Below are 22,661 nucleotides of genomic sequence, written 5' to 3' on the forward strand. Positions count from 1 at the left end.
CCATTCTCGCTTCTCCCTGTCATTCCCGCGTAGGCGGGAATCTATAATACTTCAAGCTTTTTAGATCCCTGCTTTCGCAGGGATGACATCCTACACGAGAATGACAATTTATAGATATCCTCGTTCTCTTCACAATAATGCCTGTACTCTCAAAAACTTATTTAGATTAGCATAATTCTTATCCCAGACTAAGCTATTTAATGTATTATAATTAAAATAAATTACTTAGCAAGAGGCTCGCACCATCATGGAAACTATTTTTGCTCAAAGCTCTAAACCAGGAAAAGCTGGTGTTGCAGTATTTCGTATTTCTGGTTCTAAAAGCTTGGTTGCATTAAAACACCTAATTAAAAATGATAATGCCACGTTTATTCCTAGGGTCATGTACTGTAAAAAACTTATCAACCCTAAGAATCAAGAATTAATTGATGAAGCAATTGTAGCATACTTCCAAGCTCCAGCTAGCTTTACTGGAGAAGATGTAGTAGAAATATATACTCATGGCAGTATAGCAATTGCTGCCATGCTAACTGAAACATTGTTAACCATCGAAGGTTTAAGAATGGCAGAGCCTGGGGAATTTACCCGTAGGGCGTTTTTAAATGGTAAATTTGATTTAACTGCGGCAGAAGGTATTGCCGATTTAATTGAAGCTGAAACTGTTTGGCAACATAGGCAGGCGGTTAAGCAAGTTGGAGGAGAACTTGAAACACTTTATAATGGGTGGAGACAAACTTTACTGACTATTATTGGTTTACTAGAAGCTTATATTGATTTCCCCGATGAAGATATTCCGCAAGAAATATTAAATAGGGTTATGACTCTTAGTGGTGAACTTAAATATGCTATAATAAAACATCTTGACGATAATAGACGGGGGGAATTACTTCGAACAGGCATTAAATTAACCATTTTAGGAGCTCCTAATGTTGGTAAATCTAGCTTACTTAATTTTTTGATGCAAAGAGATGTTGCCATTGTTTCAAATATTGAGGGGACAACTCGTGACATAATTGAGGGACATCTAGATATTGGAGGATATCCAATTATATTACAAGATACAGCTGGCATAAGGGATAGTAATGATTTAATAGAATTAGAAGGCATCAAACGGGCAATTGAATCAGCAAGAATGGCTGATATCAAAATAGTTATGCTTGATGCGGTAAAATTAAGCAACTCACCCTCATTGGATAATTTAATTGATGACAATACAATAATATTGATTAATAAAATTGATCTGCTAGATGATAAGTGTCAAATAGATATGTATAGCAATAAATTAAAGAAAAATTATTTAAAGATTTCTATAAAAGATAATATTGGGATGGATAGTCTGTTAAAGGAAATTGAAAATATTGCTCGTAATATAGCTGGTTTAACTGAAACCCCGCATATTACTAGACAACGTCAACGAGCATTTATAGAAAAAGCCTTGGAATATTTAAAAAAATTCAATAATGAGAATTTTAATGGTGAAAATGACTTAGTGTTAGCTACAGAAGATGTTAGAATGGCTATTAGAAGTTTGAGTAATGTTACTGGTAAGATTAGCGTTGAAGAAGTGTTAGGGGAAATATTTAGTAATTTTTGTATAGGTAAATAATCGATGATTCAAAAAAAACAACAAGGAATATTAGAGCTGATAGATAAATGGCATAAATATCTGAAATTACAAAGAAACTGTTCGGAACATACGATAATTTCTTATAAAAATGATTTAGAAAATTTCCTAAATTTCCTAAATCATTATAACTCGGAAATCATAACCATTAATTCTCTAAGGCAAGTTGATATAAGGCTAGTACGGAGCTGGCTTTCTAAAAGGCAGCAAGATAATTACCTAGCAGCTTCTAATTCTAGAGGATTGTCGGCGATCAAGAATTTTTATAAATATCTAGAAAAGACCACTAATATTACTTGCCATGCCATTTTTTCCATCAAAAGTCCTAAGAAAGCTAAAATATTACCTAAATCTTTATCGCAGGATGACGCTCAATTATCTATTGAACATATTGATAATTTTACTGATTTAGAATGGATTGAATTGAGAAATAAAGCCCTATTAGTGCTTATTTATGCTGCTGGGCTTAGAATATCTGAGGCATTATCGATAACTAAATCTCATCTACAAGACTTAGAGTTTATAAAAATAACAGGAAAGGGTAAAAAGGAGAGGATAATACCATGGACGCCAATAGCTAAAGATTTTATAGAACAATATTTAAATAAATTACCTTATAGTATCGGTGAAAAAGATCCAATATTTCTAGGTAAGTTGGGTAAAAAATTACAAGCTCCAGTGTTTAATCGTGAATTGATACGATTACGTCGCTTCTATGGTTTACCGGAGCATTTATCAGCTCATTCCTTTAGGCATAGTTTTGCGACACACTTACTTGAAAATGGAGCAGAATTAAGGTCTATTCAGGAATTACTTGGGCATAAAAGCTTATCAACTACCCAGCGTTATACTAAGGTTAGTCTAAAACATTTGGAGAATATTTATAATAATGCCCACCCAATATCAAAATCTGATAGCAAAATATTATAATCTTCTTGCCATAATTTTTAGTTATACGTTATATTATCCATACTTTTAATATTGAGAAACCTATATGTCTAGAATTACCTTACTGGAAGGATATAAGCCTTCTAACGATGAAGAATATATGAACCCTAAACAGTTAGAATATTTTAGACAAAAACTTCTTGAGTGGAAACGTTCTTTGTTGGAAGAATCGCGGGAGACCTTAAACCATCTCAAGGAAGAAAATTGGAATGAGCCAGATTTTAATGATCGGGCATCAATTGAAACGGATACGGCACTAGAGTTACGAACAAGAGATAGGTATCGTAAGCTTATTGATAAAATAGAAGAGGCTTTGGTAAGGATAGAAAAAAATGAATATGGCTATTGCGAAGAAACTGGAGAACCAATTGGTTTAAAACGTTTAGAAGCAAGACCCGTTGCAACTTTGTGTATTGAATCGCAAGAGCGACATGAAAGCTATGAAAAGCAGCATATAGATTTATAGTGATGTTCTCTCACATTGATGTGACTTTATTATTACATTATTGAATAGATTTATAAGTTAAAGTACAAGACGTCTATTAGCAAGAAAACTTAAGCCAAGAAGCATTCATTCATGGTCATTTTTTGGATTGCCGCATCGCCGCAAAGCGGCTTCTCGCAATGACATCTTATACTTTAAATTTTGTTCACAGAGCCTAGTTACTCACCTAATATTATCGCAACTCGAGCAAATTCATTTTCTAACTTAGTTTTAAGATTTTTATACTGAGAAGTTTTTAATTCTTCCTGGGTAATCAAGCTCTTTTTTATGGTTATTATATCTGTGAATACAGTATCTTTATCCTGATATTTACATGATCTATTCACATATATCCAGGGAGTATCAATCTCAAAGTTTAATTTTTTACAATCTTTAACTATAATATTTTTGATAGTCATATATTTCTTGTTAGTTTCAGGCATACCTATAAAGATGTCTGATATTTGATCAGAAGCTGTATGGATGATATCATCCGATCTACTAGACTTTGAAGTTAAAGCAACCCCCATATTTGTTTTAGAAATTCTATTTCTTTGCTGTAATGCATATTTGATTGTAAGATCTTTAACAATACGAGAAGTAAGATCAGGTAATTCTAAGAATTTTTTGTCTTCTTCATTAAGATATTCTCCACTCAACCTACGGAAAGTAAAATCCTTTAACTGTTCAGTTGAATAATATAATCCCCAACCACTCATGCCTGATGCTGCTTCTCCCTTCAGATCAAACTGACCAGACAGTTCTACAATATTATTTTTTATAACTAATTCCTCGCATGATATAATTTGTGAATTTTCAGGCTGTATATTGGTAATCTTTGTATAATCGGCTTCTTGAGTATCTAATAGCAATGCTATCTTATTAGCAATATCTGGGAAAATTCCTTGTGCCATACTAACAAGATTTGTTGGATCAATCCAATATACTTTACCTTTTTTGTTAGTTACTTTAAGCATCGCATGATTAAAATTTCCCATGTTAGGTAAGGCATCTGGATTAGAAAAATTAGTAATACCTCGCATTACAAAAATAGGTTGAACTTTATAATCAAGTTTTTGCAAGATAGCAGCAGTACTTGCAGAAAAATCTTTACAATCACCAATTTGCGAACTGGCTATTTTTTCTAAATCTCTAGGAAAGTAACGACCTGATACTGTTCGCCAATCACCCATATATTGGATTTTTTCATTTAATGCAGAAGTGACAAAATTAATTTTTTCTTCATCGGTGTTCTTGTCTACAGCAGATTCAGCTATATTCATGAAAATTGCAGGAAGTGGTTGGTTAATTACGCTAGAATACCCAGGAGCAAGTTGTTTAGCCAAGTCTTGCCATTTGGTTAAACTTGACAAGGATACCCAAGTAGTATGCTTAATATTTAATATACCATTATCTGGTTCATTTGTTAGGGCATTGTAAACAGGTTTTTCTAAGATAATTTCTGCCGAATGAAAATCACTTTCAGCGTCTTTAATAACTTTTAATACGCCTTTTGGATCATTTACTTTAATGTTTAGAGGTAATTTAGAATTGATCTTAGTATGACTTGCATGAAAATAACTGCCCATACCGTAAGATAAATTAGTACCATAAAAATTATCTACAGGAACTTTTGTTTCAACATACTTATATTTTAAATATATTTCTGCTCCAAGTTCTGCTTTAGGAAATGATATGGTTATTTGTCTTAATTGATCAAAACCTTTACCAAAAAAGGCTAGTGGTTTATCCTCAATCATATCTTTAGTGACTATATATTCTTGTCCATGATAAATAGTTTTAGCTTCTAATATAGAAATATGAGAACTATATTCGTTATAAGTCAAGCGATATTGGGAAAAAGCATCACGCCCTGATTCTTTTAGTATTTTTGCATGCATTTCCGTTATTGTTTCAGAAGTGCCATCTTGGTTAATATTAATATCGTCGTTATAAAATTTAAACTCAATAGGGGCATCTTCATAGCTACTCCACCTAGCTTGAGCGGTAGGGTTTATTACAAATACTAATAATATTAGGTGAAGAAAAGATTTTAAATAACTCATTATATAATCCTATAAAAATTAGTTGTTAGTTGTATAGCTAACCCGAATATGTTTTAGATATATCTAAATATAACAGATTTTTTTGATCCACTAATAGTTATTTTCATTATTTTTGCGATATTGCTTATTTTTTTCATTTTTTAGTTATTATTTAGTAGCAAAAATCATAAAGTTTAGCAAGAAAAACATATAACTGTGTACCCCCAGAGCCATTTGAACTTCAGCTACAAGCCATATTCTCTATGACTTATAGTTAGAAAAAGATATACGGGTATGTAAATGGCTTAGAATTTGCTTCATGCTTGGTATGAATTTCTTTTATTTAGTACACAAGATCAAAAATTTTATATTAATAATTTTCACTTTTGTATAATATTTTATCACAACATAAGTAGTAATGAAAATGAATATTGAAAATGTAATAACAAATTTATGTGCAGAGGTGGATAATCTTAAGAAAGCTATTCAGCCAATTATAGGATTACATGATGTTAGTGGTTGGAAACCTGGTTTAGTATATAAGTTTCTTTCTTGGTTGAAAGATTTAAGAGAGAAAACTAGTTTTATATCAGGATCTGTTTGGACAATATTTAGCTATAATAAGTTTACTGGTAATATTTGTACACTTATTTCTTTATCAATATAAAATGACAGCACTTGTACTTTTTGTTCTACTTAATATATTTGTATGTATAATATATAAATCTCCTATAATGCAAAGTATTACAAACATAGTAATATTATTATTCATATTTGTTGTAGTAGTAATAATTAGTATTGAACTAGTAATTAGGGTGCCACTTGTTTTTCAACATTTCACTTCATATATAAGAAACTCTATTATAAAGCAAGGTGGTAACGAGATAGAATATCAATACATGCTAGGAATATTAACATCATGGGTGTTAATGGTAGTGTACATATTATGTACAATGAATCAGACTTTTGCTAGATTCTATAAGTTTTTACAAGCTTATGTAACTAGTTTAATTTTAGTTTATGTTTATATACTACTCCCATCTTCCATTGCTTTGTTTGTAATAAGATTTTTTGAAATAGTTAATCCAAAAAATTCAGATAATATTAATATATTCTATATAACATTAGCAATGTTAATAGTAATACCTTTTTCTATTATAGAAGCTGAATCTAGAATAAAAAGATGCATGCAATCATTTGATCGTAAATGGATATATTATAAGGCATCTAATCAGTTATTATGGATTATAGCTTATATGTGTTTCACTATAACTGTAGTAATATTAACAAAGGATCATTTTGAGTATATAAAAGACATTATTAAAATGGATAAAAACTCTATTGTGGATGATATAGCAATATTCCAAATTCAAATTCTATTACCTACTAGCATTATATTTCTTATATATTTATTAGGCGAAGAATATAATATTGATAAAAAATGTAAGGAAATATATGGATGATATAAGTTTAATCATTTTTTCTGATAACAATTCATATCTGAAATAAATTTAGGATGACAAACAATCGAACCAAGAAGGCTATTTTACTCTTGACTATTTGTTGGCTTACTTTATATTATGACTGAAAATCTGTAAATACTACAGAAAAATAATACAAAAAGGTTTGATTAGTTGTGGCTAAAAAAAATAAAAATGTTTTGGTAAGACTTGTTAGTACAGCTGGTACAGGGTATTTTTTGGTAAAGAAGCGCAACCCTAAAACCCAAACTGAGAAGTTAGCATTTAAAAAATATGATCCGGTAGTTAGGAAACACGTTCCTTTTAAAGAAGAAAAGATTAAGTAGTGAAATAGTAGGAATATATGGCAACAAAAATTCGTTTGGCAAGAGGTGGAGCAAAAAAGCGTCCCCATTATAGAGTGGTTGTAGCAAATGCAACAGCTCCTAGAGATGGTGACTTTTTGGAAAAGGTAGGTACTTATAACCCAATGCTTGTCAAGGGTGATGCAAATCGTGTAATTCTAAAGTCTGATCGTATAGAATATTGGTTAAGTACTGGTGCTCAACCTACAGAGCGTGTGGCGAGGTTTATTGAAGAAGCAGGTATAGCACTCCCAGCCTCGATCAAAAAGAAAATGGAAATAAAAATTAATAATCGTAAAATAAAGCCTCCTAAGAAAGAGTTGAAAAAAGCTTAAATAACATGCTGTCATTGCGAGGAGGCGTTAGCCGACGAGCAATCCATAAAGGTTTTAAAAATGGATTGCTTCGACCATTACATGGTCTCGCAATGACGGTTATAGATACATACGTCATTGCGAAAAGGCGTAAGCTGAAGAAGTAATTATAAGTCTAAAAAACGTCATTGCGAGGAGCCGCAAAGCGGCGACGTGGCAATCTATAAAAGTGATTAGAAATGGATTGCTTCGGAGGTTTACACCTCCTCGCAATGACGATGTGTTGTAAAGTATCTCCTTGCAATGACATTAAAGATCACACGAGCTTTTTCTTATTTGCCGGATTAGCTCAGTGGTAGAGCAACCGCCTTGTAAGCGGTAGGTCGTCAGTTCAAATCCGACATCCGGCACCACAGCAAATAACAAAATTATGTTTGTAATGCATAAGACAATTCCTTGTAGATTTATCAACTATTTAAAGTTCTATAAATTAGATATTGCAATTGTCATGTTGGCATTATTATGTGTGTCAATTTCTTTGCTAGCAATAGGTGGAGCTTTTAGGCAGTTAATCGATAGCGGTTTGAAAGAAAATTATCTACAATCAATCAACCAATCAATATTATATATTAGTATTTTAATATTAATTTTTAGTACGGGTAGTTTTTTCCGTTCTTATTTCATTAATAATATTGCTGAAAAAATCGTTAGTCAAATTAGGCAAGAGGCTTACAGTAACATAATTAATTTCGATATTGTTTGTTTTGAGGATCTCAAAATTGGTGATATCATCTCCCGCCTGAGTGTAGATATAGAACTTATTTATAAGTTGATTGTCAATTTTCTCTCTTTTTTTGTTCGTAACTCAATAATGCTAATTGGTGGAATTATCTTAATGTTCTGCCAGAGTCCTAAACTCGCTGCGATTGTCATTATTACTATACCATTATTATTGCTACCACTAATAAAATTTGGCAAATATGTACGAAATTTATCAAAAAATGTTCTCCAATCACAAGCTAATATTACCGCTAATTTAGAAGAGAGCATATCAAATATTTGTGCAATACAAGCCTTTAATCAGCAGGCAAATAAAGTAGCGGCTTTCAATAAGCAAATTTCTGATTATTTACAACATGCAGCAGGTCGATTAAAAATCCGTTCGGTATTTTTTGCTTTGGCTATTTCAGTTATATTATTCTCTATCACTATAGTTATATGGATAGGTAGCAGAGATATAGCACAGGGTCATTTATCATCAGGTCAAATGATATCATTTATTTATTATGCTATAATCGCTGGCATAAGTAGTGGAGGTATTTTTGAGCTTTTAAGTGAGGTACACTCATCTCTTGTAGCTTCGGAAAGGGTTTTTGCTCTTATAGATTATACTTCCAACAATCAACGTACAAATATTCCAATGGATGATTATCAAGATAATAAATCTTCTTTGAGTATAGAGTTTGATAATGTAAGTTTTGTCTATCCATCAAGATTAGACAATTTAGTTATAGATGATCTGTCATTTAAGATAGATAAAGGTAAGTTTATTGGCATAGTTGGCAGATCGGGGGCTGGTAAAAGTACTATTATGCAATTAATGTTAAAATTTTATTTTCCTGAGAAAGGAATAATTAGAATTGCTGATCAAGATATATCAAAGACTCACGACCATCAGATAAGACGTATGATTGCCTATGTTCCACAAGATTCAAGTATTTTTTCTGGTACGATTAGGTCAAATATTGCTTTTGCTAAACCTGATGCGAGTAGGGAAGAAATAATAGAAGCAGCTAATAGCACAGGAATAATGGATTTTGTCCAAAATCTTAAAGAAGGACTAGATACTGAAATTGGTGAAAAGGGTATTAGATTATCTGGAGGACAAAAACAACGAATAGCTATCAGTAGAGCAATTCTATATAACCCAGAAATTTTACTTTTAGATGAAGCAATGAGTGCTTTAGATAGCGAAAATGAACAAAAATTACTGAGTAAATTGCAAGAAATAATGAAAGGCAAAACTATATTATCGATTGCCCATCGTATTTCAAGTATAGAACAGGCTGATGAAATTTTATTAATTGACCATGGAACGTTAATTGCACGGGATACTCATGTTAAATTGTTAGAAAAAAGTGAAATCTATAAAATAATCTGCCAAGAACAATCAATAAATTTGTAAAGAACCATTATAATAATAGATATTTTAACTAAAATGACACATAGTTATCATATTAATAATTTATTTTTATATCGGAAGGCAATTTTATCAATTATTTGACTTGAATATTATACATTTTAAGCTAGAATCACCAGTACAAAAAATGAGGTTTACTATGAAAAATTTATTAACTGTTATTCTAACTTTGGCTTTCTCTATTTCTGCTTTTGCTGCGAGTTCGCCTTCTGATAAAAAAGATTCAACTGCTACGGATCAGCAACAAGAAGAAACTGCGGGTGACCAAGATACAACAAACACGAAGAAAAAAGACGACAAGAAAGAAGAAAAGAAATAATTTCTTTTCTTCTACAGGCTGGTATAGGATATTTTCTATACCAGCTCTTTCTTTCGACACTGTGAAAAGTGGTATCATTCCTGGACATTTCGTCTTCTTGTTATTCTCCCGTTGCATTCCTTAGTTATAGCTGAATTCTTGTTATTTCTGTGGAAACAGACCCGCAAAATAAGTTGAAAACTATTAGACATGTTTCAAATATAATATATTCATTTTCTAATCCGAAAGTGTGGTTTTATGAATTTGTTTATTGCTATTATAATTATGGAAATTTTGGCTGGGGCTGAGGTAGATTTATTTGTCCCTAGTTTTCCAGATTTACAAGATGCCTTTAATATTTCTACTTTTAAGGTCGAATTTTTACTAGGAATAAATCTTATAGCCCATTGTTTCACAGCTCTAATTGTTGGAAATTTAGGAGATAGGTTTGGTAGAAGAGTAATTATTCTTATAGGTCTTGTAATATTTGTGATTGGCAGTGTATTTTGCCTGTTTGCCATGGATTATTATATGATATTATTTGGTAGATTCCTGCAAGGGGCTGGTATATCTGGAGTAGCGGTGCTTTGCTATCTAGTACTTGCTGATATATATTCGGTCGAACAACAACAACAAATGGTGGGCACTTTAAATGGTACTGTTACCTTAGCTATGGCTTGTGCACCGGTAGTAGGAAGTTATGTAAATTTTTTGCTTAGTTGGCGAGGTAATTTTGCTATACTGTTAATATTGGGAGTCTTGTGTTTGATAATCGGCATATTATTTATTCCCAAAGGGCAGGCAAATGATAATGTAAAAATATCCCTAAGAGAATATAGCGTAGTCTTTAAGTCCAAAAAAGCTATCTATTATCTAATAACCCTGATTTTTTTATTTCAAGCTTATTGGGTGTTTATTGGTATTGCTCCTATCTTGTATATGCGAGATTTAGGGGTGCCTATTCAACAATTTGGTCTATATCAAGGAGCATTGGCGGCAATATTTTCAGTTTTTAGTTTTAGCAGTGGGTATTTATTAAACAAGTTTGGACAGAAAAGATGTTTTTTCTTTAGTATTGCAGCACTGGTAGCTTTTATAATTGCTGCTATAATTTTGGTTATACTTAAAACTAATGATCCATTAACAATAACAATAGTAGTACAATTAGTGGCAATTGGTGGCATATTTCCTTGTAATATATTATTCCCTCTTGCCTTAGATAGCATACCAAATGCTAAAGCCAGGTTTAATGCTATATTTATCTCAGGAAGATTGATTATTACAACAATATGTTTGCAATTGGCTAGCTATTTTTATCAGGGTAATTTTACGTCATTAGCAATTGTTATGTGCATCACTATAGTTATAGCATTGATTTTCTGTTATAAACTATTGCAAGAAGATAAGATTTTTAATAAATCTGAATTATAATAATGATAAAAAATAATTTTATTCTAAAAGTAGCAGTTCGATATTTTAGAGCCAAGAAGAATGAGAGATTTGTTTCTATTATTTCTGGTTTTTCTTTGATCGGTGTAACCATTGGCGTTGCTGCATTGATCGTGGTCATGTCCGTTATGAACGGTTTTCATTATGAATTAACTAAAAACATTATTGGGCTTAATGGCGACATTAGCATAACCCCAGTATCACGTTCTATAGCAAATTATGATGAAATTAACAAAAAGTTACTTAGTAAGAATTATATAAAACATATTTCTCCAAGCGTTGTGGGTCAAGCTCTAGCACTAGGTAACAGAGCAAATAGTGGTGCGGTAATTAAAGGTATAGATTTAAGTGAACTCAAATATAAAAATCAGATTTTACAAAATGTTAATACCGGAGATTTTACTGATTTTTCTGGTAAAGATGTGGTGGCAATTGGTAATGAACTTGCTTATAACCTAGGAATTCAAGCAGGAGACAAAATAAAATTAATTTCTCCTAATTCAATTTCTACTGCCTTTGGTAGTATGCCTAGATCTAAAGAGTTCATGGTTGTGGCTACTTTCACTAGCGGAGCGTATGATTATGATGCAGCAACTATTTTAATGCCGCTTATTGCCGCACAAAATTTCTTGTCTTTTGGTGAAGTTATTAATCTAATCGAGGTAATAACAATAGAACCGAGTAACGCGGGAGTTTTTGCTTGGGAGATACAAAATATTTTAGGCTCAAAATTACGAGTGATAAGTTGGCAAAAATCGCATTTACAGTTTCTAAATGCTTTAGCTGTTGAAAGAGTAGCAATGTTTACTATTCTTTCCTTAATTATTATGGTAGCAGCCTTTAACATCGTTTCTAGCTTGTTTATGTTGGTTAAAGACAAAACCTCAGATATTGCAGTACTGCGTACTATTGGTGCAAGTACTAGGCAGATTATGCTTATTTTTATTTGTAACGGCATGTTTATCGGTGTGCCAGGTACTGTTTTAGGTATAATATTGGGTACAAGCTTTGCTTATAATATTCAGTCTATTAAAAATATTTTGGAAAAAATAACTGGTACTAAAATTTTTGAAGCAGCAATTTATTATTTATATAGTCTACCATCGAAGGTAAAAATGGAAGATATAACATTAGTGGCAAGTATTTCTATAGTTTTATGTTTTTGTGCAACAATTTATCCGGCATATAAAGCTGCTAAATTGAATCCTGTGGATGCCCTTCGTTATGAATAAAGCTGTATTAACATTAAAAAATATTTCTAAAAAATATCAGCAGGGAAAATCTATTGTTGAAGTATTAAGTAATGTTAACTTAACTGTAATGCAAGGGGAATTAGTTGCAATAATAGGTTCTTCTGGTAGTGGTAAGTCAACTTTACTGCATATAGCTGGTTTACTTGATACCCCGAATAGTGGTGTGGTAGAAATAAATTCAATAAATTATTCCCAGAATTATGCTCATATAATAAGATTGCATAATATAGGTTTTATCTATCAACGACATCATTTACTCAAAGATTTTACTGCCTTAGAGAATGTAGCAATGCCAAAATTAATTATTGGTAATAATCATAAATCAGCTTTTAGGGAAGCAGAAGAGTTATTAGTAGAGTTAGGACTGGCTAATAAAATACATAACATGCCGGGTGAGTTATCTGGTGGCGAACAACAAAGAGTAGCTATTGCCCGTAGTTTAATTAATAATCCTCAAATTATTTTAGCTGATGAACCTACCGGTAATCTAGATCCTAATACAGCTAACGAGGTTTTTAACTTATTGCTCAAAACTGTCAATCAAAAGAATACTTCTATTATTGTGGTAACTCATAATCATGAAATGGCAAGTAAAATGCATAGGGTATATCAATTAAAATATGGTGAATTGTTATAGCTAACCTGATGAGTATTTATCCATAGTAAACTGGTGTCTATTAGCTAATAACACTTAACTTTTTTCTAGTTCTAAAAGTTTCTTCTTGATCTCAAGCCCCCCAGCGTAGCCAGTTAATTTGCCATCAGTACCTATAACTCTATGACATGGCGCTATAATTGACAAAGCATTACGTGCTACAGCATTTGCTACTGCACGCACAGCTTTAGGAGCAAATATTAGCTCCGCAATATTCTTGTAGCTTATCACTCTACCATAAGGGATAGCAGAGATAGCAAACCATACTTTTTCTTGGAAATTAGTTCCAGTGAAACGGTAAGCTATGGTAAATTCCTTTCTAGCACCATTTATGTATTCTATTAACTCTCGGTAAGTTTGATCAAATATGCTAGAATTTTGCTGCTCATGATAATCACTGCTTAAAATTGGCATGTGTTTCTGCCCAACAAAATATAAACCTGTTAAGAAGTTGCCATCCGCTATCAATAACATCCTCAAATGATTTGAAGATGTTAGAGTAATTGGTAAATCTATATATCTATATATTTTGGTCATCTGCACTAAATATCTCCTGAAATCTTGGAAATATAGCTTCTGGTTGACTGATGCTGCTGCCTGGAGTTAAACTAAACTCCTTGGTTAAATGTTTAAACATTCTCTGGCTCTCTGGCACAGCAAGCTGATCAAGCATTTTACTAGCTGAATCAGGGATAAATGGCTGCAACATTACAGCAATATATCTTAGCGTTTCAAGTAGCGTATATAGCACCTCCGCCATCTTTATAGGATCAGTTTTTTTTAACTGCCAAGGGGCTTCTCGATCTATGTAAATATTTGCTTCTTCAGTTAAAGTAATAATATTTTCTAACACCGAATTCATATCAAATCTATCCATAAATATTAAATTTTCTGATATAATTTGTTGTGACGTTTTAATTAAAAATGATTCATAAATGCTATTGATAGATTCTTGGCTAATTAACGGAATTTTTGCATCATTATTCTTATAAACAAAGGCTAGAGTTCTTTGCAACAAATTACCAATTTTATTAGATAACTCACTATTGGTTCTATTAACAAAACCACTTCGAGAATAACTTCCATCTGAGCCAAATATTATCTCTCTCATCAAATAATATCTAACTGGATCTAAACCAAATTCTTTTATTAACTGCAGTGGGTCAATTACATTTCCTATAGATTTCGATATTTTTTGCCCCTCATTAAGCCACCATCCATGTGCCATAATACATTTTGGCAACGGCAACCCTGCTGCCATCAAAAATGCTGGCCAGTATACTGCATGAAAGCGTAATATATCTTTACCAACCACATGCACATCAGCTGGCCAAAATTTATTATATTGGCTTGTATCATTTGGGTATCCTAAAGCTGAAATATAGTTTGTTAACGCATCAAGCCATACATATATTATATGCTGTTTATCATTGGGCACTTTAATCCCCCAGTTAAAACTAGAACGCGATATAGAAAAATCATGCAGCCCTGATTTCACAAAGCTAATAACTTCGTTACGCCTGGTATTTGGTCTGATGAAATCAGGATTGGCATCGTAAAAATCCAATAATTTATCTTGCCATTTTGATAAAGAAAAAAAGTAACTTGGTTCTTCAAGCCATTCAACAGTAGCTTGAGTTGGAGCTAATCCGTCGGCTGTTAATTCTGATTCATTATAAAATGTTTCATCACGTACAGAATACCAACCTTTGTAGTTACCTAGGTAAATATCACCATTATCAAGTAATGTCTGCCACAAACTACTTACCGCTTGCTTATGCCTAGCTTCTGTGGTTCTAATAAAATCATTATTAGAAATGTTCATTGAATGCATTAATGTCTGAAAAGTTTCGGACAGCGTATCAGTAAATATTTGCGGCTCAACATTTTTGGCAATAGCCGATTTTTCTACCTTCTGACCATGTTCATCAGTACCTGTTAAAAACATCACATCTTTACCTGATAAACGCATAAATCTTGCTATTACATCAGATGCAACACTTGTATAAGCATGCCCTATGTGAGGTATATCATTGACATAATAAATCGGTGTAGTAATGTAATATGTGTTTTTCATAATGGTCAATTTATAATAACATAAATTTGTTATAATTAATTATCCGGAATTTGGATAATTGTAGTTAACCCGATTAACATTACTTTCAATTCACAGCGTCATTGCGAGGAGCTAATTTAGTAGCGACGAAGCAATCCATTTTGGTTGCTTTTGTGGATTGCTTCGTCGTGCGGTTTCCGCACTCCTCGCAATGACGCTGTGAATTGAAAGTAATGTTAGTCGGGTTAGTTATATATGTAAAAAAATCAAGTTTTTGTATTTATTATAGTGATTTCCGCTAAACTAGTATACTATAAAAATAGCTAAAATAATTTTTGAATTAGGGAATAATTATATGAAACATTATGCATTGTTAGAACAAGAATTAGAGCAAATTTCTCAAATTAATAACGTGATTAGTCTACTTTATTGGGATATCGCAGTAAACATTTCACAAGGATCGATTGATAGTAGAACAAACGAAATATCACTATTATCTTCCATAGCACATTCTAGATTAAAATCACCAAAACTCGGTGAATTAATACAGGCTGTTTCTGAAAAGCAAAATATGCTAGATATTTGGCAATTAGCAAATTTACAAGAAACAAAAAGACGGATCGTAGAATCTAACTGTATAGATGATGATTTAAGAAAAAAATATGTTACTGCTAGTGCAAAATGTGAGTTAATTTGGCGAAATGCTAAAAAGAATAATGACTACCTATCACTTAAACCTTACCTACAAGCAGTATTAGATTCCGTACAAGAAATGGCGAAATCTAAAGCTAAAACCCTAAATTGCACAATATATGATGCTTTACTTGACACATATGATCCTGAGCGTAAAATAGATGAAATTAAAGTAGTTTTTAATAATATTAAAAAAACCATACCGCAATTAATTAGTCAGGTAGTAGAAAAACAAAGTAGAGAACATGTTCTGCCTATAGTTGACCCTATTAATAAAGAACAACAAAAACTAATTGCCAAAAGGCTTATGGTAATAATGGGGTTTGATTGCACTAAGGGTAGATTAGATGAATCGGCTCATCCATTTTGTCAAGGCACTCCTGATGATATTAGATTAACTAATAGGTATGATGAACGTAATTTTATTTCAGGGATCATGGGAATTATACATGAAACAGGTCATGCTTTATATGAACAGAACTTGCCTAGCAAATATAAGAACCAACCTGTAGGCAAGGCTAAAGGTATGGCTGTCCATGAAAGTCAGTCTTTATTTATGGAAATGCAAGTAGGCAGATCACGAGAATTTTGTGAATTTCTATCAATGTTACTTAAGGATGAGTTTGCATTCAAAGGACAAGAATATTCTGGAGAAAATCTTTATAAATTAATGACTAGAGTATCCCCTAGTTTTATTAGAGTAGAAGCAGATGAAGTTACTTATCCAATGCATGTAATAGTTAGGTTTGAACTAGAAAAATTATTAATTAGCGGAGAGCTAACTTTGGATGATTTGCCACATTATTGGAATAATGAGATGCAAGAATATTTAGGAATCACTCCACAAACAGATACAAACGGATGCTTACAAGATATACATTGGCCAATGGGCAGCTTTGGTTATTTCCCATCTTATACTAACGGAGCAATTATTGCTTCAATGCTGATGAAAAAAGCACAAGAAGTGAATCATAACATAAAAAAAGAAATCACCAGAGGAGAATTCAAAGGTATAAACCAATTCTTGAATAATAATCTTAGAAACTATGGCTCATTAAAAAGTACTACTGAATTAATTAAAGACGCTACGGGTGAAGATCGAATTCAATCGGAAATATTTTTAAACTATCTCAAACAAAAATATTTAGATTGATGCATCTATATTGAATTTACTGGATTATCAAAACAACAAATATATCTTAAAATGATTGACTCACTGGTAAGTTGATATAATATAAATTAACACTTATAAAGGATATTGTTATGTTGGCAAACTATTCCTATCTAAAAGGAATCGTATCACAGGATTTAGAAGATCGTACAAAACACACAGAGACTCATCATAATATTATAGTACAAGCCAACAAACTAGACTATCAAGTAAATATAGATATCCAGTCTGATTCTAGAGCTAATGTTAAGCTATACTATGTCGATCAGTTGAATAATAATGAGTTGTTAACTAATTTAGCTAAATTAGGAGATGAAGGATTATTTAGCTTGGATCAGTTAACTCATGCCTCTAGGCTTGATTATCTCCGTAGTGGAATTTTTCAAATAGATTATTTAAAGAATACTTTAGCAAAATCATGGCAAGAAATTTCATCTTTGCTAGACATGCATATTATCCGTGGTACAAAGATATGTATTTTAGGTGAGTCTTATGATGATACTGAAACAAGGGTGGTAGTACCTTATGGACTACAGTTAAAACAACAACATTCTCAACTTCCTCCTAGAGGTATACATGATATACATCTGAATCAGGGGAACTATAACCCACACAGTAAAGATAATGGCATTTATCAAGATGGGGCTATATTCATAGAAACCCCTAATAATAGTATTAAAGCCTTTTTCTTCATGTTTGATGAACAATCTTTGAATACTGATGATGAAGGTAATCCTATTGTATAAAGATTAAGTGAACTATAGCTAAGCTGATTAGCATTAAGCCAAATTCACAAAAGTTTATTAGCGAGGAGCCACTTTGCAATACACCGTCATTGCGATGAGACGTAAGCCGACGAAGCAATCCATTTCTAATCATTTTTGGATTGCCGCGTCGCCACCAAAGTGGCTCCTCGCAATGACGATTTGGGGTAAAACCTTTCCGGGTTAACTACTAAATACAACAAGATCAAAAAAGAAAAATTTATATGAAAAATTATAGGATTGAAACCGATTCATTTGGAGAAATCAAAGTAGACGATCAGTTTTACTGGGGGGCAGGAACTCAAAGGTCTCTTGAGAATTTTAAGATAGGCGATCAAAAAATGCCTATTCAGTTGATTAAGGCACTAGCAATTTTAAAAAAATGTGCAGCAAAGGTCAATAAAGAATTAGGCGATCTTAAGCCTGAAATATCAGAAGCAATAGATCAAGCTACCTCTAGAATATTAAAAGGGGAATTTGATGATCAATTTCCCTTAGTAGTATGGCAGACTGGCTCTGGTACTCAGACTAATATGAATATCAATGAGGTAATAGCCTCTATTGGTAATGAACAATTAGTAGGCAAGAAGGGTGGTAAGTCGCCAATTCATCCAAATGACCATGTAAATATGGCACAATCATCCAACGATTCGTTTCCAACTGCTATGCATATCGCAACCATACTCGCTAGTAAACAACAATTAATTCCAGCATTAACCAGCCTACATTCGGCGTTAAATACCAAAGCTACAGCTTGGAATAATATAGTTAAGATAGGACGCACTCATTTGCAGGACGCTACGCCAATAACGCTTGGGCAAGAATTTTCTGGTTATGTAACGCAAATAGCCTATGCTATAGAACGAGTTGAGGAATCACTAAAAAGAGTATATTTTTTAGCACAAGGTGGAACTGCAGTGGGGACTGGTATTAATTGCCGTAAAGAATTTGCTGTAAAATTCTCTGATCAAGTTGCTGCATATACCAATTATCCTTTCAAAAGTGCTGCTAATAAATTTGAGGCATTAGCTACTCATGATGCATTAGTAGAATTTTCTGGTACACTAAATACCATAGCAGGAAGTTTAATGAAAATTGCTAATGACATTAGGTTGTTAGGATCGGGACCAAGATGTGGTTTTGGTGAATTACATTTACCGGAAAATGAGCCTGGTTCTTCAATTATGCCAGGTAAGGTTAATCCAACACAAATTGAAGCATTGACTATGGTTTGTGTGCAGGTTATGGGCAATAATCTTGCAGTAGCTATAGCCGGATCAAACGGTCATCTTGAGCTAAATACCTTTAAGCCTGTTATAATTTATAATATTTTGCAGTCAATAGAGTTGATTTCTGCTAGCATAAATAGTTTTGTTACGCATTGTATTGAAGGTCTAGAGCCGAATATAGAACGTATTAATAAGCTGAGAGAGCAATCGCTGATGTTAGTGACAGCCTTAAATCCGCATATAGGTTATGATAATGCGGCAAAAGTTGCAAAAAAAGCCTATCAAGAAGGTATAACTTTAAGAGAAGCTGCTATAAAATTAAATTTTTTATCAGGTGAGGAGTTTGATCGCTTAGTGGTAGCAAAAAATATGGTATAATTAGACTGATGCTCTTTATGAAATCTATTTTATAGTAGAAATTTTTAGATTCTTTATTATACTAAAAGCAATTTATATTTAACAGGTAAAATATTATTATGGCTTTACATCTCAAAGCACCAGAAAATGTAATTCTTAAACCAATTATCACAGTATTTGGTGTTGGAGGAGCTGGTGGTAATGCAATAAATAATATGCTACTTGCCAAATTGCAAGGAGCAAACTTTGTCGTTGCCAATACTGATGCACAATCACTCGAACATTCATTATGCGACAACAAAATACAGTTAGGTGTTGCGATTACTAAAGGTCTTGGAGCTGGTGCGTCTCCAGAAATCGGGGCTTTAGCAGCTGAAGAATCAGCTGACGAGATTAAGGGGCATTTAGAAGGTAGCAATATGGTGTTTATCACTGCCGGTATGGGTGGAGGTACTGGTACAGGGGCTTCTCCGGTTGTGGCAAAGATCGCTAAGGAGCTAGGAATTCTTACTGTGGGGGTAGTCACTAAACCTTTTCATTTTGAAGGAAAACATAGAATTAAAACTGCTGAACAAGGTTTACTAGAACTACAAAGATTTGTTGATACTTTGATAGTAATACCAAATCAAAATTTATTTCGTATAGCAAATGAAAATACTACCTTTGCCGATGCCTTTAAAATGGCAGATGATGTATTACATGCCGGAGTCAGAGGGGTTACTGATTTGATGATCATGCCAGGTCTTATTAACCTAGATTTTGCTGACATTAGAACAGTGATGAGCGAAATGGGTAAAGCTATGATGGGTACGGGAGAAGCATCTGGTGAGGATAGAGCGGTTAAGGCAGCTGAAGCGGCTATCTCTAATCCACTATTAGATCATAACTCAATGCGTGGTGCTAGAGGGGTGTTAATTAACATTACTGGTGGTGCGGATATGACCTTATTTGAGGTTGATAGTGCGGCTAATAGAATTAGAGAAGAAGTAGGGGATAGCGATGCTAATATTATTTTTGGTTCGACGTTTAATCAAGAATTAAATGGCGTTATTCGAGTATCGGTAGTTGCTACTGGTATTGATGCTGATCAAGTAATAAGCAACAAATCCCAACCTATTGAATCAGTAACTAGTAGTCCTGCAAGTTGTGAACAAGTAGCTAGTGACCATGATTTAATAGAGACAACAGTTTTAGAAGAAATTCCAGATTTTGCCCAATATACCGGTGAAAAAGCTAGTTTAGTAGATTCTGGAGTACAGACTTTAAACTTAAACGTTCAGGCGACATCAATTAATATACCAAATCAGCCAACTATAAGTAGCAATGATGCCAAAGCATCTTTACTCAGTAGAATGTGGAATTCACTAAAATCCAATAATAATCAAAATCAAGAGCAAATCAAAAACCACATTCCTCCAATTTCTCAAAAGAGCGATGTAGACGTTGATATCCATGATATTCCAGCTTTTTTAAGGAAACCAAAATAATTTGTAAGTGTTCGCGGATTTTTTCACCATAAGAAAATAGTAAAAAAATCTCGAGTACTGCCGACAACCTACTAGTTGGTGGTTTTTATGGAAACAACCTTGGTACTATATAACTGTGTAACATTAGACCTTTACTTGTAAGATTAATATGACCTTTATCGCCTAACTCCTCATCCCACTGAAGTAAACCTAGCTTTTTATAGTATGTTGCCTTTTGTATATCCAAAATCTCAAATAATTGTTTACCTGTTCTTTTTTGTATAATGTCAATATTTATACCCTTTTCAAGACGTAGTCCCATCATCAACATTTCTTCAATTATTTCTTGCATAGAAAGTTTATTGATATGTTGAATGCCACATCCCAAACTATTAACAGTTTGTAACCATTTTTCTGGTTTATGCCACATCATGATACTATAGAGATTAGATGTAAAATCACTATCGTACATATTAACTCTGCTGTGAGCACCTGGACCTATACCTAAATAATTATTATATTGCCAATATGTCAAATTATGCTTACATTCATGACCTAATATAGCATAATTTGATATTTCATATCTAAGATATCCTTGAGACTTTAAATACAAGTTAGTCCATTCATACTGATCGGCTGCTTGATCTGAGCTTGGTATAGTCAGATTTCCATCATTAAATAATTTATAGAATAACGTACCCTTTTCGATTACTAACTGATACAATGAGATATGACCTGAGGCAAGTTCCATGGCATTGGTCAATTCCTTTTTCCAACTTTCTAGAGTTTGGTTACTTCTTGCATAAATTAGGTCAAAAGATATTCTGGGGAAAATGCGGCGAGCTGTCTCAATAGTTTTGATTGCTTGCCCCACATCATGTTGTCGCCCTAAACTCTTTAAGTCAGTTTCCACTAAAGACTGAACGCCAATTGACACCCTATTTATTCCAGCTAATCTAAAGTCTTTAAATTTCTCGGTCTCAAATGAAGTAGGATTTGTTTCTAAAGTAATTTCTGTTTGCTCATCTATTGTTGCTAGATTTGCTATTTTGCTAATGATTCCTTCAACAACAAATGGCTTCATTAAAGATGGGGTGCCACCACCAAAGAAAATAGATTTTATATATTTATGACCTATAGTATCCTTGAAATGATTCAGTTCCAACTCATAACATTTCAGCCAATCATCATGGTCTACTTTATCTGAAACATGAGAGTTGAAGTCACAATATGGGCATTTTGATAAACAAAATGGCCAGTGTATATATATCGATAATGGTTCTTTCATGTTTGGGTTTATACTAGACTTGCCTAGGCTCTGTGAACAAAATTTTAATTGTTTAGATTTTGAGTATTTTAAAGCGAAAATTAATAAGATTTTTGCCGGAATAGTTAGTTCTATTTCAAAAAAATCTTATAATTTGCAGCTAAAAAGAGTCGAAATCTAGTAATTTAAATTTTGTTCACAGAGCCTAGATAAATCTATTTATCAAAGTTTTTTATTTTTATACCTATAGTGATAATCAATTGTATAACCAATAAACCCAAAGAATAGTAGGGGAATGGTATGGCATAATGAATATTTAATAAAGAAAATTTTATAAACACCTATACATCTATCAACTTTTTTTATTTTATGTTTTACTTTACTATCACCACTCAAGTTCCTGCCAATTGCACTCAAAGACAAATTCTGACTATATCGCAAGCCTTCTGCAACATCAAGTAACGCATTTAAACGATTATTATGTATAAAAGGACAATGTTCTTTTATTACTTCATTTAATACTGTTTTTACATCCATAACCTACTATCTCCATCATCATTAAA

At 32.7% G+C, this 22,661-nt stretch carries 20 protein-coding genes, 1 tRNA gene and 1 pseudogene; 17 read left to right on the plus strand and 5 right to left on the minus strand.

Going from position 1 to position 22,661, the window contains the following annotated elements; genetic code table 11:
• Window positions 1-247: 247 nt before the first annotated feature.
• The 3 genes from mnmE to dksA all read left to right on the plus strand — a co-directional run bounded on the left by mnmE (window position 248) and on the right by dksA (window position 3,038).
• Complete coding sequence (gene mnmE, locus AAGD42_RS04095; protein ID WP_341753342.1) at window positions 248-1,606, plus strand: tRNA uridine-5-carboxymethylaminomethyl(34) synthesis GTPase MnmE; 1,359 nt, start codon at window positions 248-250, stop codon at window positions 1,604-1,606.
• A 3-nt stretch (window positions 1,607-1,609) separates the two neighbouring features.
• Window positions 1,610-2,554 (plus strand): tyrosine recombinase XerC, encoded by a 945-nt coding sequence (locus AAGD42_RS04100; protein ID WP_341753343.1) that lies wholly within the window; start codon window positions 1,610-1,612, stop codon window positions 2,552-2,554.
• A 64-nt stretch (window positions 2,555-2,618) separates the two neighbouring features.
• Window positions 2,619-3,038, plus strand: coding sequence for an RNA polymerase-binding protein DksA (gene dksA / locus AAGD42_RS04105; protein WP_094649386.1), 420 nt, complete (start codon window positions 2,619-2,621; stop codon window positions 3,036-3,038).
• Between the two features lie 197 nt (window positions 3,039-3,235).
• Here dksA and AAGD42_RS04110 read toward each other — a convergent pair whose 3' ends face one another.
• On the minus strand, window positions 3,236-5,122 hold the full coding sequence (locus tag AAGD42_RS04110; RefSeq protein WP_341753344.1) for a DUF3857 domain-containing protein: 1,887 nt from the start codon (window positions 5,120-5,122) through the stop codon (window positions 3,236-3,238).
• A 403-nt stretch (window positions 5,123-5,525) separates the two neighbouring features.
• On the opposite strand from AAGD42_RS04110, the gene AAGD42_RS04115 reads away from it, so the two are divergent.
• The 10 genes from AAGD42_RS04115 (at window position 5,526) to AAGD42_RS04160 (ending at window position 13,077) form a co-directional block, all read left to right on the plus strand.
• Entirely contained in the window at window positions 5,526-5,768 is a 243-nt protein-coding gene (locus AAGD42_RS04115; RefSeq protein ID WP_341753345.1) for a hypothetical protein, read from the plus strand.
• Between the two features lie 67 nt (window positions 5,769-5,835).
• Window positions 5,836-6,564, plus strand: a complete 729-nt coding sequence (locus AAGD42_RS04120; RefSeq protein ID WP_341753346.1) for a hypothetical protein — start codon at window positions 5,836-5,838, stop codon at window positions 6,562-6,564.
• A gap of 173 nt (window positions 6,565-6,737) precedes the next feature.
• Window positions 6,738-6,908: a 50S ribosomal protein L33 gene (gene rpmG / locus AAGD42_RS04125; protein WP_094649033.1), complete on the plus strand. Its 171-nt coding sequence runs from the start codon at window positions 6,738-6,740 to the stop codon at window positions 6,906-6,908.
• Between the two features lie 17 nt (window positions 6,909-6,925).
• Window positions 6,926-7,261, plus strand: a complete 336-nt coding sequence (gene rpsP, locus AAGD42_RS04130; protein ID WP_341753347.1) for a 30S ribosomal protein S16 — start codon at window positions 6,926-6,928, stop codon at window positions 7,259-7,261.
• A gap of 317 nt (window positions 7,262-7,578) precedes the next feature.
• Window positions 7,579-7,653 (plus strand) — tRNA-Thr (locus AAGD42_RS04135).
• Window positions 7,654-7,679: 26 nt separating this feature from the next.
• Window positions 7,680-9,425, plus strand: a complete 1,746-nt coding sequence (locus tag AAGD42_RS04140; protein WP_341753348.1) for an ABC transporter ATP-binding protein — start codon at window positions 7,680-7,682, stop codon at window positions 9,423-9,425.
• A 142-nt stretch (window positions 9,426-9,567) separates the two neighbouring features.
• Window positions 9,568-9,759, plus strand: coding sequence for a hypothetical protein (locus tag AAGD42_RS04145; protein ID WP_341760710.1), 192 nt, complete (start codon window positions 9,568-9,570; stop codon window positions 9,757-9,759).
• Between the two features lie 237 nt (window positions 9,760-9,996).
• Window positions 9,997-11,169, plus strand: a complete 1,173-nt coding sequence (locus AAGD42_RS04150; protein ID WP_341753349.1) for an MFS transporter — start codon at window positions 9,997-9,999, stop codon at window positions 11,167-11,169.
• Between the two features lie 2 nt (window positions 11,170-11,171).
• Window positions 11,172-12,419 (plus strand): lipoprotein-releasing ABC transporter permease subunit, encoded by a 1,248-nt coding sequence (locus AAGD42_RS04155; protein WP_341753350.1) that lies wholly within the window; start codon window positions 11,172-11,174, stop codon window positions 12,417-12,419.
• Window positions 12,412-13,077, plus strand: a complete 666-nt coding sequence (locus tag AAGD42_RS04160; RefSeq protein WP_341750814.1) for an ABC transporter ATP-binding protein — start codon at window positions 12,412-12,414, stop codon at window positions 13,075-13,077. Before AAGD42_RS04155 ends, AAGD42_RS04160 begins: the two co-directional genes overlap by 8 nt.
• Window positions 13,078-13,131: 54 nt before the next feature.
• Here AAGD42_RS04160 and AAGD42_RS04165 read toward each other — a convergent pair whose 3' ends face one another.
• Window positions 13,132-13,632 (minus strand): methylated-DNA--[protein]-cysteine S-methyltransferase, encoded by a 501-nt coding sequence (locus AAGD42_RS04165; RefSeq protein WP_341753351.1) that lies wholly within the window; start codon window positions 13,630-13,632, stop codon window positions 13,132-13,134.
• Window positions 13,616-15,172 (minus strand): methionine--tRNA ligase, encoded by a 1,557-nt coding sequence (gene metG, locus AAGD42_RS04170; protein ID WP_341753352.1) that lies wholly within the window; start codon window positions 15,170-15,172, stop codon window positions 13,616-13,618. Before metG ends, AAGD42_RS04165 begins: the two co-directional genes overlap by 17 nt.
• A gap of 334 nt (window positions 15,173-15,506) precedes the next feature.
• On the opposite strand from metG, the gene AAGD42_RS04175 reads away from it, so the two are divergent.
• From AAGD42_RS04175 to ftsZ, 4 genes and pseudogenes are all read left to right on the plus strand, one after another.
• Entirely contained in the window at window positions 15,507-16,997 is a 1,491-nt protein-coding gene (locus tag AAGD42_RS04175) for a carboxypeptidase M32 (RefSeq protein WP_341752354.1), read from the plus strand.
• Window positions 16,998-17,107: 110 nt separating this feature from the next.
• Window positions 17,108-17,761 carry a DUF2278 family protein gene (locus tag AAGD42_RS04180; protein ID WP_341752355.1) on the plus strand — a complete coding sequence of 218 codons (654 nt, stop codon included), beginning with the start codon at window positions 17,108-17,110 and terminating at the stop codon, window positions 17,759-17,761.
• Between the two features lie 242 nt (window positions 17,762-18,003).
• Entirely contained in the window at window positions 18,004-19,386 is a 1,383-nt protein-coding gene (gene fumC, locus AAGD42_RS04185) for a class II fumarate hydratase (RefSeq protein WP_250311871.1), read from the plus strand.
• 98 nt (window positions 19,387-19,484) lie between these two features.
• Window positions 19,485-20,463 (plus strand): annotated as a pseudogene (ftsZ, locus tag AAGD42_RS04190) (cell division protein FtsZ); the annotation flags it as partial.
• A 474-nt stretch (window positions 20,464-20,937) separates the two neighbouring features.
• Here ftsZ and hemW read toward each other — a convergent pair.
• Window positions 20,938-22,119: a radical SAM family heme chaperone HemW gene (hemW, locus tag AAGD42_RS04195; protein WP_341752357.1), complete on the minus strand. Its 1,182-nt coding sequence runs from the start codon at window positions 22,117-22,119 to the stop codon at window positions 20,938-20,940.
• 201 nt (window positions 22,120-22,320) lie between these two features.
• Window positions 22,321-22,635, minus strand: coding sequence for a hypothetical protein (locus tag AAGD42_RS04200; protein ID WP_341752358.1), 315 nt, complete (start codon window positions 22,633-22,635; stop codon window positions 22,321-22,323).
• Between the last annotated feature and the right edge of the window lie 26 nt (window positions 22,636-22,661).

The sequence above is a fragment of the Candidatus Tisiphia endosymbiont of Dioctria linearis genome (assembly GCF_964026545.1).
Taxonomy (GTDB): Bacteria; Pseudomonadota; Alphaproteobacteria; order Rickettsiales; family Rickettsiaceae; genus Tisiphia.